Annotated in this window: 11 protein-coding genes; 2 read left to right on the top strand and 9 right to left on the bottom strand. The window is 66.2% G+C overall.

Translation table 11 applies throughout. From position 1 onward, the window contains the following. Nucleotides 1-49: 49 nt before the first annotated feature. From BME24068_RS18120 to BME24068_RS18105, 4 genes are all read right to left on the bottom strand, one after another. On the bottom strand, nt 50-1,183 hold the full coding sequence (locus tag BME24068_RS18120; protein ID WP_096505586.1) for a hybrid sensor histidine kinase/response regulator: 1,134 nt from the start codon (nt 1,181-1,183) through the stop codon (nt 50-52). A 565-nt stretch (nt 1,184-1,748) separates the two neighbouring features. Then, nucleotides 1,749-3,332 (bottom strand): Na+/H+ antiporter, encoded by a 1,584-nt coding sequence (locus BME24068_RS18115; protein WP_096505588.1) that lies wholly within the window; start codon nt 3,330-3,332, stop codon nt 1,749-1,751. Nucleotides 3,333-3,583: 251 nt separating this feature from the next. Continuing rightward, on the bottom strand, nt 3,584-5,017 hold the full coding sequence (locus BME24068_RS18110; RefSeq protein ID WP_174926897.1) for an aldehyde dehydrogenase family protein: 1,434 nt from the start codon (nt 5,015-5,017) through the stop codon (nt 3,584-3,586). A 28-nt stretch (nt 5,018-5,045) separates the two neighbouring features. Further along, complete coding sequence (locus BME24068_RS18105; protein WP_096505592.1) at nt 5,046-6,686, bottom strand: acetolactate synthase large subunit; 1,641 nt, start codon at nt 6,684-6,686, stop codon at nt 5,046-5,048. 382 nt (nt 6,687-7,068) lie between these two features. Here BME24068_RS18105 and BME24068_RS18100 point away from each other — a divergent pair, with 382 nt between their 5' ends. Further along, nucleotides 7,069-7,386 carry a type II toxin-antitoxin system RelE/ParE family toxin gene (locus tag BME24068_RS18100; RefSeq protein ID WP_338138589.1) on the top strand — a complete coding sequence of 106 codons (318 nt, stop codon included), beginning with the start codon at nt 7,069-7,071 and terminating at the stop codon, nt 7,384-7,386. Between the two features lie 3 nt (nt 7,387-7,389). Then, nucleotides 7,390-7,689, top strand: coding sequence for an addiction module antidote protein (locus BME24068_RS18095; RefSeq protein ID WP_096505596.1), 300 nt, complete (start codon nt 7,390-7,392; stop codon nt 7,687-7,689). 48 nt (nt 7,690-7,737) lie between these two features. Here BME24068_RS18095 and BME24068_RS18090 read toward each other — a convergent pair whose 3' ends face one another. The 5 genes from BME24068_RS18090 to andAc form a co-directional block, all read right to left on the bottom strand. Further along, on the bottom strand, nt 7,738-9,024 hold the full coding sequence (locus tag BME24068_RS18090; protein WP_174926895.1) for a DUF445 domain-containing protein: 1,287 nt from the start codon (nt 9,022-9,024) through the stop codon (nt 7,738-7,740). Between the two features lie 168 nt (nt 9,025-9,192). Continuing rightward, nucleotides 9,193-10,413: an anthranilate 1,2-dioxygenase system ferredoxin--NAD(+) reductase gene (andAa, locus tag BME24068_RS18085; RefSeq protein WP_174926894.1), complete on the bottom strand. Its 1,221-nt coding sequence runs from the start codon at nt 10,411-10,413 to the stop codon at nt 9,193-9,195. Further along, entirely contained in the window at nt 10,403-10,729 is a 327-nt protein-coding gene (gene andAb, locus BME24068_RS18080; RefSeq protein WP_174926893.1) for an anthranilate 1,2-dioxygenase ferredoxin subunit AndAb, read from the bottom strand. Before andAb ends, andAa begins: the two co-directional genes overlap by 11 nt. Nucleotides 10,730-10,745: 16 nt before the next feature. Next, complete coding sequence (andAd, locus tag BME24068_RS18075; protein WP_174926892.1) at nt 10,746-11,234, bottom strand: anthranilate 1,2-dioxygenase small subunit AndAd; 489 nt, start codon at nt 11,232-11,234, stop codon at nt 10,746-10,748. A 13-nt stretch (nt 11,235-11,247) separates the two neighbouring features. Further along, nucleotides 11,248-12,519, bottom strand: a complete 1,272-nt coding sequence (gene andAc, locus BME24068_RS18070) for an anthranilate 1,2-dioxygenase large subunit AndAc (protein WP_096505602.1) — start codon at nt 12,517-12,519, stop codon at nt 11,248-11,250. Nucleotides 12,520-12,682 lie beyond the last annotated feature (163 nt).

Below are 12,682 nucleotides of genomic sequence, written 5' to 3'. Positions count from 1 at the left end.
CGCATCTGGGCCAGCGGACGATGCGGCGCCGGCAGGCCGCGCCGCGATATTACCGCTCCGCCTGCGCCGGCAGTCGAAGCCCGACCATGAAACCGCGCGGCGAATTGCGCATCAGGATCTGGCCGCGATGCCGCGCCGCCGTCGCGCGAACGAACGCCAGGCCGAGGCCGAAGCCGCTGCGCGCCGCGCCGTGCGCGGATTCGAGCCGCACGAACGACTCGGTCGCGGCCGTGCGCTGCTCGGGCGCAATGCCGGCGCCGGCGTCCTCGACGCCGATCAGCCATGCACCGCCGTCGTCGCTCAGCGTGCAGTGCACGACGGTGCCGGCCGGACCGTATTTCAGTCCGTTGTCGATCAGGTTCGCGACCGCACGCGTGAGCATCATGCGGTCGCCCATCGTCACGCACGCGGTGTCGGGCACGTGCGCGACGACGCGGCTGCCGAATCCGGCCGCCTTCTCCCACAACTGGTCGACGGCGTCGAGCACGATTTCGTTGAGACTCACGACCTCGTGCGCGCGGCGCTCCGACTGCGCGCGGGTCAGGTGGATGAAGCCGTCGGCGAGTGCGAGCGCCCGGCGTGCGTGGCCGGCAATGCGCTCCATGATCGCCGGCATGTCGCCGTGCTCGCTCCGGTAGACCTCGAGCAGCGCGAGGATCGACGTCTGCGGGGAACGCATGTCGTGCGACAGGAAATCCAGTGCCTCGTCGCGCTGTCGCGACATCAGGTACGAATTCGAGTGATAGCGGATCCGCGCGGTCAGCTCCATCGCGTCCGGCAGCTTCACGAGATAGTCGTTCGCGCCGGCGATGAACGCCTCGCGCTTGACGATCGGCTCCTCCTTCGCCGACAGCACGATGATCGGCACGCGCGCGGTATCGGCGTGGGCGCGCCACGCGCGAACGAGATCGAGGCCGTCGATTTCCGGCATCACGAGATCCTGCAGGATCACCGTCGGCTTCACGTCGCGCGCGACCGCCATCGCCCTGTGCGCATCGGTGCACACATGCAGGTCGATATCGTGCTCGCTGCGCAGCGCGCGCCGGATTACCTCGCCGACGAACGGCTGATCGTCGACGAGCAGGACCGACAGCCCCGATTCAAGACAATCCGGCGCATTTTCACCGCTCGATTCTTTCATAAATACCGTTTCAAACGCCAAATCTCCAATTGATTCTTTCATAGGAGTTGTTTATCTGACTTGGGCGCCATCTTAATTTGGCGGCTGAGCAATTCACCCGTTGTTGCCGATCTGGCCTGTCGGCATTGCCTCACGGGGATTCGAACGCCGATTTTTCCCCGTCGACGGTCGCATTACCTCCGCGTGCTTTCTCTCAATAAAGATAACCGGCTGATTCTAAATGAAATTAGAACACAGCATCTATCTCCTTCCGGTTTAGTTTTGCCAAATATAGTGAAAGAGCGGGATTCAGATAAATCAGATCATTTCCGGATTCGAAAGACGGGAACGTTTGCGCGGGCGGTGCCGCGAGGTTTGCATGCGCCGCAAGGCCGGTACGCCGGCCGTATCGGGGCCGGATCTGGACGTGCCGAATCGGGGAAATGAGGGAGGCATGGCGCCACGGCGGTGGGCCGCGACGCCGACACCGACACCGACACCGACACCGACACCGACGCCGGACGCCGGACGCCGGACGCCGGACGCCGGACGCCGGGTGGCGGGTGGCGGGTGGCGGGTGGCGGGTGGCGGGCGATGCGCCAACGCCCCGCCGCCGCGCGGTCGGCCGTCAGCCGCGCGCGTGCTGCGCGGAGACTTCCTGCAGATCGAGATCGCGCTCGAGCATGTGCAGCATCTCGTCGTGGATGCGGCCCGAACGATGCAGGTGCAACAGTTCCGTGCGCCCGGCCTTGATCGCGGCCAGCACGACGTCGTAGTGCGCGATGCGCACCTCCGCCGGATAGGCCGGCTCGTTCTTCGTCCGCTCGGTCAGCTCCGCGCGATAGGTGTATTGCTCCAGCAGGCGCGGGTGAATCACCTTGCCGCTCTCGTCGCGCACCAGCGGCTGGATCGCCGCGAGCTGCGCCGCCTCGATATGTGCCCATGCCTGCGGCTCGGTCAAGTGGTGCGCGGCGCGCGCTTCGTGCTGCGGCAGCCGCAGCAGCCGGATCAGCGGACCGATGGTCGTGCCCTGCAGCAACACCGTGACGAGGATCACCGCGAACGACGCGACCAGGATCACGTCGCGGCCCGGCATCGCCTCCGGCAACGACAGCGCGATCGCCAGCGTCACGACCCCGCGCATCCCGGCCCAGCTCATGATGGTCGCGGCCTTCCAGTCGGGCGCGAAACCACGCCGGACGATTCCGCGCACCGGCACCTTCAGCACCTCGACCGCATAGATCCACACGAAGCGCGACACCACCACCGCCGCCAGCACCGCGAGCACCGGCGGCACCATCGTGGCGAGCACCTGCTCGAAACCGCCGAGCCGGTGTATCGCGCCGCGCAGCGACAGCCCGATCAGCACGAACACCAGCGCCTCGAGCAAAAACACGATGACCTGCCAGAACGCGGTGCCGCGCGTGCGCACGGCCGCCGAGAACACCTCGTGCTGATGCCAGCCGACGATCATGCCGGCCGTGACCGTCGCGATCACGCCCGACACCTCGACCATCTCGCCCGCGATGTACGCGATCCAGCCGGCGATCACCGCGACGGTGACCACCAGATAGTCGTCGTCGAGCAGCTTCAGGAACCACACGACGAGCTTGCCGACCAGGAAGCCGACCACGACACCGCCGAGCCCCAACTCCGCGAAGCGCACGACCGCATGCTCGAGGCTGAACGCGCCCGTCAGCGCGGCGGCGACCGCGAAGCGGAACAGCACGAGGCCGGCCGCGTCGTTCAGCAGGCTCTCGCCTTCGAGCAGCACCATCAGCCGGCGCGGCAGCGCGACGCGTTCGAGCACCGCCTTCGCGGCCACCGCGTCGGGCGGCGACACGATCGCGCCGAGCGCGAAACACGCGGCCCACGGCAGCGACGGCACGACCCAGTGCACGGCGAAGCCGACCGCGAACGTCGTGAACACCACCGCACCGATCGCGAGCATCAGGATGCCGCCGACGTTGCGCTTGAACTCCTCCCATACCGAGAAATACGCGCCGTCCATCAGCAGCGGCGGCAGAAACACCAGCAGCACGAGATCGGGATCGAGATTGATCGGCGGCAGGCCGGGAATGAACGCGATGCCGATGCCGCCAATCAGCAACGCGGCCGCGGGCGGCAGCCGCAGCCGCTTGGCGATGCATTCGAGCGCGACGATCGCGAGGAATGACAACAGAACCAGCTTGAATGCCGAGACGGGGGACATGAATCGACCTCGTGAAGAATGAATACGCACGCCTTCGGGTGTCGTACCCCGATGGCCATTTCGCGCGATTACATCACGATGCGATGCATGCAGTCGAGCGCGTTCGGCACACGCGGCACGCGGTGTCGCCCGACGGTGCGCGGCAAACGACCGTCGTGCCCGGATTCGCACGCCGAAATGAAAAGCGGCACGCGGGCCCGCACGATCGCCCGCCCGCGTGCCGCCGTGGCAGCGCGCCGCCCGTGAACGCGCTAGCGGCGCCGCACGACCATCAGCCGCGGCTCGGTCATGTCCTCGATCGCGTAGCGGATCCCTTCGCGGCCGAGCCCCGAATCCTTCACGCCGCCGTACGGCATGTTGTCGACGCGGAACGACGGCACGTCGTTGATCACCACGCCGCCCACCTCCAGCTCGTCCCACGCGCGCTGCGCATGCGCGAGCGAATCGGTGAACACGCCGGCCTGCAGCCCGAAATCGCTGTCGTTCACGCGCGCGAGCGCATCGTCGAAGCGGTCGAACTTCTCGAGGATCGCAACCGGACCGAACGCCTCCTTGCGGTACAGGTCCTGCTCGCGGCCCACGTTTTCCAGTAGCGTCGCCTCGAACATCGCGCCGTCGACCTTGCCGCCCGCGACGATCTTCGCGCCTGCCGCGACGGCCGCGTCCATCCAGCCCGACAGCCGGCGCGATTCGGATTCCGAGATCATCGGGCCGACGAACGTCGACGGATCCTTCGGGTCCCCCATCTTCAGCGAACGCGTCTTCGCGATCAGCTTGTCGCGCAGCGCGTCGTACAGGTCCGCATGCACGAGAATCCGCTGCACGCCGATGCAGCTCTGGCCGGACTGGTAATACGCGCCGAACGCGAGACGATCGACCACGTAATCGAGCTGATCGCGCTGATCCGCGTCGACGATCGCCGCCGCGTTGCCGCCGAGTTCCAGCACGACTTTCTTCTTGCCGGCCTTCTCCTTCAGCGCCCAGCCCACGGCCGGCGAGCCGGTAAACGACAGCAGCTTGAAACGCTCGTCGGTCGTGAACAGATCCGCGCCGTCGCGATGCGCGGGCAGCACCGAGAACGCGCCCTTCGGCAAATCGGTTTCCGCGAGCACCTCGCCGATGATCAGCGCGCCGATCGGCGTGCGGCTCGCGGGCTTCAGCACGAACGGACAGCCGGCGGCCAGCGCCGGCGCGACCTTGTGCGCGGCAAGATTCAGCGGGAAGTTGAACGGCGAGATGAACGAGCACGGGCCGATCGGCACGCGCCGCGTATAGCCGGTGTAGCCTTGCGCGCGCGCCGAGATCTCGAGGTTGATCACTTCGCCGTCGATGCGCACCGACTCCTCGGACGCGACACGAAACGTGTCGATCAGCCGCGTGACTTCGCCCTTCGAATCGTTGATCGGCTTGCCGGCCTCGATGCACAGCGCTTCGGCCAGTTCATCGAAACGCTCGCGAAAGCGCGCGACGCAATGGTCGAGCACCGCCTGCCGCCTATAGGCCGGCAACTCGCGCATCGGCTTCTCGGCCGCCACCGCCGCGCCGATGGCCGCATCGATCGCCTTCGCGTCGGCCAGCGCGACGCGCGTCGCGACCTTGCCGCTGAACTTGTCGGTCACGTCGAGATCGGTGTTCGCGTAGACCGCTTCGTTGGCCAGATAGTACGGATAGGTATCCTTCAGCATGGAACGCTCCTTCCGGTGAACTGCGGATTCAGAGTTGCGCCGACAGGCGCTTGATTTCGCGGTTGAGCACGCGCTCGTTGTCCGAATAATCGATCGGCACGTCAATCACGTGCACGCCCGGCGTCGCAAAGCAGTCGCGCAGCAGCGGCTCGAGATCGTCGGCCGATTCGACGCGATGCCCGTGCGCGCCATAGCTCTGCGCATACGACACGAAATCGGGGTTCTTCAGCGTCATCGCGAAATCGGGGAAATTCATGTTTTCCTGCTTCCAGCGGATCATCCCGAACGCATCGTCGCGCAGGATCATCACGACGATGTCGAGCTTCAGCCGCACGGCCGTTTCGAGTTCCTGCGAATTCATCATGAAGCCGCCGTCGCCGCACACCGCGATCACCTTGCGCTGCGGATGCACGATCTTCGTCGCGATCGCCGACGGCAGGCCCGCGCCCATCGATGCCAGCGCGTTGTCGAGCAGCAGCGAGTTCGGTTCGTGCGCCCGCCAGTAACGCGCGAACCAGATCTTGTACATCCCGTTGTCGAGACAGACGATCCCGTCGACCGGCAGCGCGGTGTACAGATCGTTGACGATCCGCACCGGATACATCGGGAAGCGCGGGTCGTGCTGGCCCTTCTGCAGGTGCGCGTCGAAATGCGCCTTGATCATCGCGAAGCGTTCGAAATCCCAGTGCGGCTGCGGTGTGACCGCTTCCTTCATCTGCCACACCGCGTTCGCGATGTCGCCGACCACCTCGATCTGCGGGAAATAGACCGGATCGACCTGCGCGCCGAGGAAGTTCACGTGGATCACGGTCTTGTCGTCCGCGCGCATGAAGAACGGCGGCTTCTCGATCACGTCGTGGCCGACGTTGATGATGCAGTCCGCATGCTCGATCGCGCGGTGCACGAAGTCGCCGTCGGACAGCGTCGCATTGCCGAGCCACAGCGGGTGCGTTTCGTCGATCACGCCCTTGCCCATCTGCGTCGTGAAGAACGGGATGCCCGTCTTGTCGACGAATTCGAGCAGCATCTTGCAGGTGGTCTTGCGGTTGGCGCCCGCGCCGATCATCAACAGCGGATGGCGCGCGGCCTGGATCGCGTCGATCGCATGCGCGACCGCCTTCTCCTCCGCCACCGGCCGCCGGCTGTAGCTGCGCGGGATCGGCTTGCCATCGCCTTCCTCGTGCGCGATGTCTTCCGGCAACTCGAGGTGCGCGGCGCCCGGGCGCTCCTCCTCCGCGCGGCGGAACGCCTCGCGCACCGCCGACGGGATGTTGCCGATCGACACGATCTGCCGCGTGAACTTCGTGAGCGGCTGCATCATGTCGACGACGTCGACGATCTGGAAGTGGCCCTGCTTGCTCGACTTGATCGGCTTCTGCCCGGTGATCATCAGCATCGGCATGCCGCCGAGCTGCGCATACGCGGCGGCCGTCACGAAGTTGGTCGCGCCCGGCCCGAGCGTGGCGAGACATACGCCGGTGCGGCCCGTCAGGCGGCCGTAGGTGGCGGCCATGAACCCGGCCGCCTGCTCGTGCCGGGTCAGCACGAGCTTGATCTTCGATCGCCGCAGCGATTCGAGCAGATCGAGGTTTTCCTCGCCGGGAATGCCGAACACATACTCGACGCCTTCGGCTTCCAGCGCCTTCACGAACAAATCCGATGCTTTCATGGGGGACCTCGGTTGATGCCGCCTGCCCGGCTTACGGACGCGCGGCGTTCAGAACGCGCGCCGGCCTACGGCACGCGGACGCTTTACCTGCTGGACACAGACCACGGCACGACACGCCGCGCGAAGCAGGATTGGCAACGCGCGACAGCACCTCCGGGAGACGGAGGACAAACGGATCCGCCCGCGCGACAAGCACGGGCAGCAAAGACGTTTTTGATTGTAGACGGATTCGGGAAATTCCGGCCTCGACCGGATGGCCGGGTCCGGGGACCGGGAAAGGTCGGCCCGATGGCCATTTCGACGTCAAACGACGCGTGCGGCCCTACTGTAGCGGCAAGTCCCATCACCCGACATGTGAACCATGGTTGACATACTGCGATCCATGCCCTACAGTGCCCCAACATTCAGCATCCGGACCACCGACGTCTTCGACGCGTGGTTCGCCGGCCTGCCCGACCGTGTCGCCAGGCGCCGCATCCAGGCACGCATCGACCGCCTGTCGATGGGCAATCCCGGCGACTGGAAATCCGCCGGCTCGCCCATCGTCGAAATGCGTATCGACCACGGGCCCGGCTATCGCGTCTACTACGTGCGGCGCGGAACGATATGGGTGATCCTGCTCTGCGGCGGCGCCAAGTCGACGCAACAGGCGGATATCCGCGCCGCGCACGCGATGCTCGCGCGGCTCGACTTGGAGTGATCAATGGACAAGATCAAGACCCGGCCGTGGGATTCGGCCGAACACCTGAAAACCGACGACGACATGGCCGAATACTTCGATGCCTGTCTGCGGGAAGCCGGCGACGACCCGGCCTTCATCGCGCATGCGCTCGGCGTGATCGCCCGTGCCCGCGGCATGTCGCAGGTCGCGCGCGACGCGGGCCTGTCGCGCGAAGGGCTGTACAAGGCGCTGTCGCACGACGGCAATCCGAGCTTCGGCACGATCCTGAAGGTCATCAAGGCACTCGGCCTGCAACTGCACGGCACCAAGGCGCACGCGTGAGCCGGCCGCACGCGGCGGCGCCCCACCGGCGCCATGCCCGCGGCCGCGTCAATGCAGCCATCCGCCCGCCCAGCGCGGCACCAGCGACACCAGATACAGCCCGAGCCCGATCAGCCCGCCGACCAGCGTGCCGTTGATGCGGATGTACTGCAGATCCTTGCCGATGTTCAGTTCGATCTGCCGCGACATCTCGCGCGCATCCCAGTTGCGCACCGTGTCGCGGATGTGACGCATCAGGAAATCGGCGAAATCCGGCGCCATCTCGTGCACGGCCTTCTCGATGTGCTCGTTCAGCGATGTGCGCAGTGCCGGGCTTTCCGCGAGCCGCGCACCGAGCCAGCCGCCGAGCGTCGCGGCCTGCCGGTGCAGCGCCGAATCGGGGCGTGCGAGATCGGCCTTCAGCCACGCGCGCAACTGATCCCACAGATCGCGTACATACTCGTTGAACGCGTCGCCGTCGCGAATGTAGCGCTTGATCTCGTCGCCTTTCGCGATGAACGCGGGATCATGCTTCAGCCGCTCCGTCAGCCGCACGACGGTGCGGTCGAAGCGCTGCCGCAGTTCGTGCTCCGGATCGTCGGCCACGCCTTCGAGCACGCGGCTCACCGCGCTCGCCAGCATGCGTGCGCCGTTCTCGCCGAACCACTGCGTCGGCATGATCTTCTCGATCTTCGGATATTGCGTCTTCAGCCATTCGACGATGAAGCCCGCGATCACCTCGCGGTTCTCCTCCTTGTCGAGGACGTCGACCACCTGTTCGATCGCATCGTCGAGCAGCGCCTGGTGGCGGCCGTCCTTCGTCAGCGTATCGAGGATCGCGCCGGCCGATTGCGACAGGTCGACCCGGTCGATCACCGCGCGAAACGCGTCGTGGACGAACGACTGGATCCGCGCGTCGTCGGTCATGTCGAGCGCGAAGCTCGTCAATTTCGTCACGTAGCTGCCGAGCGCATCGGTGTTCGCCGGCTCGCCGAGCCACGCACCGAGCTTCCGGGCGGGATCGTGCTGGCGGATCTGCGCGGCGAGCGCATCGGGGCCGAGGAATTTCTCGCGCACGAACACCGCGAGATTGTCGGCGATCTTGTCCTTGTTCTTCGGGATGATTTCGGTGTGGCGCGACACGAACGGGATCGGCACGCGGCGGAACAGCGCGACCACCGCGAACCAGTCGGCGAGCGCGCCGACCATCGCGGCCTCGGCCACCGCCTTGAAACCGTCGACCCACGGGCCGCGCGGCAGCAGGATCGTCGTGACGAACACCGCGACGGCGGCGAGCAGCAGCCACAGCGCGCGGCGCTTGCTTCGTTTCAGTTCGAGGGCTTTGTCTGGCGTCATGGGCGACCGGTGAAGCGGCAATGCCGCTAATATGCACCGATCGTCGACCCGAGACAAACCCGCATACGCGATGCGCAGGCCGGGAAGGTTGTCGGGAACGGACTCCCGTTCATCCGCCGCCGGATACCGGCGCGAACGCGACTGCACGCGCCGCGTTCGCGCGCCCCCTCAAAGAAACGTCTTCAGATTGACCGCCGGATCCGCCAGCTTCACCGGATCGGGCACCGCCCCGGCCGCGATCAGCCGGCGCGATGCGCCGATGTCGCGCCCCAGGTTCGCCGCGGCAACCGCCACGATTTTCCCGTCGTCATCCAGCCCGAACACCGTGAACGGCCCGCTCGCCGGATCGCCGCGCACGACGATCGTCCGTTCGCTGCCGAACAGCCCGAGCATCTGCAGATTGCAGTCGTACTGATCGGACCACAGCCACGGCAGCTCCGCATAGGTCTCGTCCGCACCCAGCAGGTTCGCGGCCGCGACGGCCGGCTGGTTTTCCGCGACCTGCCACGACTCGATCCGCACGTGCCGGCCGAGCAGCGGATTGAAGTGCATCGTCACCTCGCCCGCCGCGAAGATCGCGCGATCGGCCGTGCGGCAGCCCGCGTCGACACGAATCCCGTTGTCGACGTCGAGGCCGGCCGCCTGCGCGAGTTCGACGTTGGGCACGACGCCGATACCGACCACGACGATGTCCGCCTGCACATCGCCGCGATCGGTCTCGACGGTCGCACCGCCGCCCGCCGCACGACGAATCGCACGCGGCAGCGTCGCCAGCTGAAAATTCACGCCGCGCGCGTCATGCAACTGACGCGCATATGCGCCGACGACTTCCGGCAACGCCCGCTGCAGCAATCGCTCGGCCGGGTCGATCACCGTCACGTCGCAACCGAGCTGCCGCGCCGCAGCCGCCACTTCGAGGCCGATGAAGCCGCCGCCGAGCACCGCCACGCGCCGCCCCGGCGCAAGCTGCGCACGCAATGCACGCGCGTCGGCAACGGTACGCACGTAATGCGGCGCGACGCCTTCGTCGACCGGCCCGCCGAACGCCCGCACCCGCGAACCCGTCGCGAGCACGAGCCGCGCATACGGCAGCGTCGCGCCGTCGTCGAGTTGTACACGCTGTGCGGCGCGATCGATCGCCTCGACGCGCGTGCCGAGCCGCAACTCGATGCGCTCGGCGTCGTACCACGCCGCGTCACGCACGAACGCGCGCTGCTCGCCGCCGTCGCCGAGCAGCGCATCCTTCGACAGCGCGGGCCGGTCGTACGGCAGCTCGCGTTCCGCGCCGATCATCACGATGCGCGCTTCGGCGTCGCGCGCGCGCAGCGCTTCGGCCGTGCGGCGCGCTGCGTGGCCCGCGCCGACGATCACGAACGGATCAGCCGACATTGACTTCCACCTGTCCGTCGACGATCCGGATCGGATAGGTCCGGACCGGCTCGGTGATCGGCGCGCATTTCGGCGCGCCCGTGCGGATGTCGATCAGCCCCTGATGCAGCGGGCATTCGACGCAGCCGTCCTCCACGTAGCCTTCGGACAGCCGCGCGTGGCCGTGCGAGCAGAGGTCGTGCATCGCGAACAGTTCGTTGCCGATCCGGAACACCGCGATCGGCTTCTGGCCGGCGACGCGCGCCGCCGGTTCGTCTTCGGAGAATTCGTCGAATGTGCCCAGCGGATGCCATTCGGCGAGCGTAGCTTCGGTCATGTCGGTTCCTTGCCTGTCAGATCGGGGTGGCGAGCAGCGTCTGCACGCGCGACGTGTCGTAGATCACGCGCTTGGTCTTGTAGCGCAGCCCGTCGGGCGTGCGCACGACCGTGTCGTAATACTTGCCGGCCTGGTACACGTCCGATTCGCCGTTGCTGCGCGTCTGCACGACCACGTAGTTGCTCTCGGTGTCGATCTCGCCGTCGCGCTCCGCGACGATCGTCAGGCCCGACGTCATGTGCCGGTACGTATGCTCCTCGAAGATGTTCGCGTGCCGCAGCGACACCACGCGGTCGCGCAGCATCCGCTGGTTCGTGCAGTGGACGATCCCGACCGGCAGGCCGAGATCCGCGTTCTCCTTCGGCACGATCTCGTACGTGCAGTCCTCGGTGAACATCTCCGGCCAGTGTTCGAGCCGGTCGTTGTCGAGATGGCCGATGTAGCGGTTCTGGAGCATGTAAATCTCGAACCACGTCTTCATGTCTTCCGTCAGGTTTTCCATCATTCCGCGCTCCGCCTCAATAGCCCATCAGCTTCTGGTAGCCGACCCAGAACTTGCGGATCAGGCTTTCGGTGATCACCGTGTCCTGCTGGTCCGGATTGCCGCGCGACATCTCGATCACCGACGTCGCGTCGGCGTCGCGCACGGTGCCGCGCTGCACGAGCTCGGTCGCCTCCGTGTCCTCCATCGAGATATAGCCGGCCGGCCCGACGAGGTTCGCCTGCTTGATGCGCAGCGCGCGCAGCTCGGGCGTGTCGTCCGCGTAGCCGAAGAAGTGGAAGATCAGCTCGAAGTTGTCCGGCCCCTTCGGCAGGATCTGGCGCGCGACCAGCGTGTTGTGGATCTGCTGGATCACGAGCTGCGGGAAGATCGGCTGGATATGGTTCGTGCAGTCCTCGTCGTATTCCGACACGAGATCGAGGATCGATTCGTCTTCCAGATGGAAGCCCTCGTCGAACGACCGGATGTTCTGCTGCTTGTACGCGGCCGACGTGTCGTCGCCGGTCTTGGTCACGGTGATGATGCTGTGCAGCCCGTGGTTCGCATCCGGAATCGAGCGCGCCTTCATCCCGACGCGGAAGATGTTGAAGGTCGTATGGAACAGATGCAGCATGCTCGCGTGATACGGATCCTTCACGTTCTCCATGTACAGCTTCCAGTTCGACTTCGAATACTGGCGCGTGCAGCCGAGATACTCGATCGGCTTGTGGAAGATCCGGTCGATCCACGGACGCATCTGCTCGCCGAGATAGTCGGGCAGCGGCATCACGTCGTCGCTGAAGGTCGCGAACACGAGCCCGCGATAGCTGTCGACGCGCAACTTGCGCAGCCCGTGCTGCTTCGGATCGAAGTCGGCCGGCATCCCGGTCATCCCCTTCTGGCCGCGCCGGAACGGCACGCCGAGCAGGTTGCCCTGGTTGTCGAAGCTCCACTGGTGATAGACGCACGTGTGCGAACTCGCGTTGCCGCGCGACTTGCGGCACACCTGCGCGCCGCGGTGCGCGCAGCGGTTCACCCACGCGGACAGCGTGCCGTCCTCGGTGCGCGTGACGACCACCGGCGTGTCGCCGACGAACGTGCTCTTGAAGTCGCCGGCGTTCGGGATTTCCGCTTCCAGCGCGACGAAGTTCCAGGTCGGGCCGCGAAAGATGCGCTCCTGCTCGCGATCGTAGACCGCGCGCGAACTGAACACCTTGTACGGCACGCGCGAGCCGTCGTCGTGCGGAAAACGCACGTCGGACGCGTCGTCGCGCGCGGCGAATACGACGGGCGATTCTGTCTGCTCCATGTCGGACTCCTTGTGGTTCCGTTTCGTTGATTGCATGGAGGCGATTTTTGAAAAGCTAATATTCCGCGTCTATCCGGAAAGTGCGATTGCGGCGGCGCAATATCCACTTTCGGCGGATTTCTGCGCTAGCATGGCGACACGCACGCGCGCCGCCACACACGAT

The organism is Burkholderia anthina, assembly GCF_902498995.1.
GTDB classification, from domain to species: domain Bacteria; phylum Pseudomonadota; class Gammaproteobacteria; order Burkholderiales; family Burkholderiaceae; genus Burkholderia; species Burkholderia anthina.
This window is presented reverse-complemented; position numbering and strand designations above follow the sequence as displayed.

Coding starts and splice junctions, on each gene's coding strand:
- BME24068_RS18110 (WP_174926897.1), bottom strand. CDS start 5,017: ATGCTGAAGGATACCTATCCGTACTATCTGGCCAACGAAGCGGTCTAC.
- BME24068_RS18105 (WP_096505592.1), bottom strand. CDS start 6,686: ATGAAAGCATCGGATTTGTTCGTGAAGGCGCTGGAAGCCGAAGGCGTC.
- BME24068_RS18090 (WP_174926895.1), bottom strand. CDS start 9,024: ATGACGCCAGACAAAGCCCTCGAACTGAAACGAAGCAAGCGCCGCGCG.
- andAa (WP_174926894.1), bottom strand. CDS start 10,413: ATGTCGGCTGATCCGTTCGTGATCGTCGGCGCGGGCCACGCAGCGCGC.
- BME24068_RS18095 (WP_096505596.1), top strand. CDS start 7,390: ATGGACAAGATCAAGACCCGGCCGTGGGATTCGGCCGAACACCTGAAA.
- andAc (WP_096505602.1), bottom strand. CDS start 12,519: ATGGAGCAGACAGAATCGCCCGTCGTATTCGCCGCGCGCGACGACGCG.
- BME24068_RS18100 (WP_338138589.1), top strand. CDS start 7,069: ATGCCCTACAGTGCCCCAACATTCAGCATCCGGACCACCGACGTCTTC.
- andAd (WP_174926892.1), bottom strand. CDS start 11,234: ATGATGGAAAACCTGACGGAAGACATGAAGACGTGGTTCGAGATTTAC.
- BME24068_RS18120 (WP_096505586.1), bottom strand. CDS start 1,183: ATGAAAGAATCAATTGGAGATTTGGCGTTTGAAACGGTATTTATGAAA.
- andAb (WP_174926893.1), bottom strand. CDS start 10,729: ATGACCGAAGCTACGCTCGCCGAATGGCATCCGCTGGGCACATTCGAC.
- BME24068_RS18115 (WP_096505588.1), bottom strand. CDS start 3,332: ATGTCCCCCGTCTCGGCATTCAAGCTGGTTCTGTTGTCATTCCTCGCG.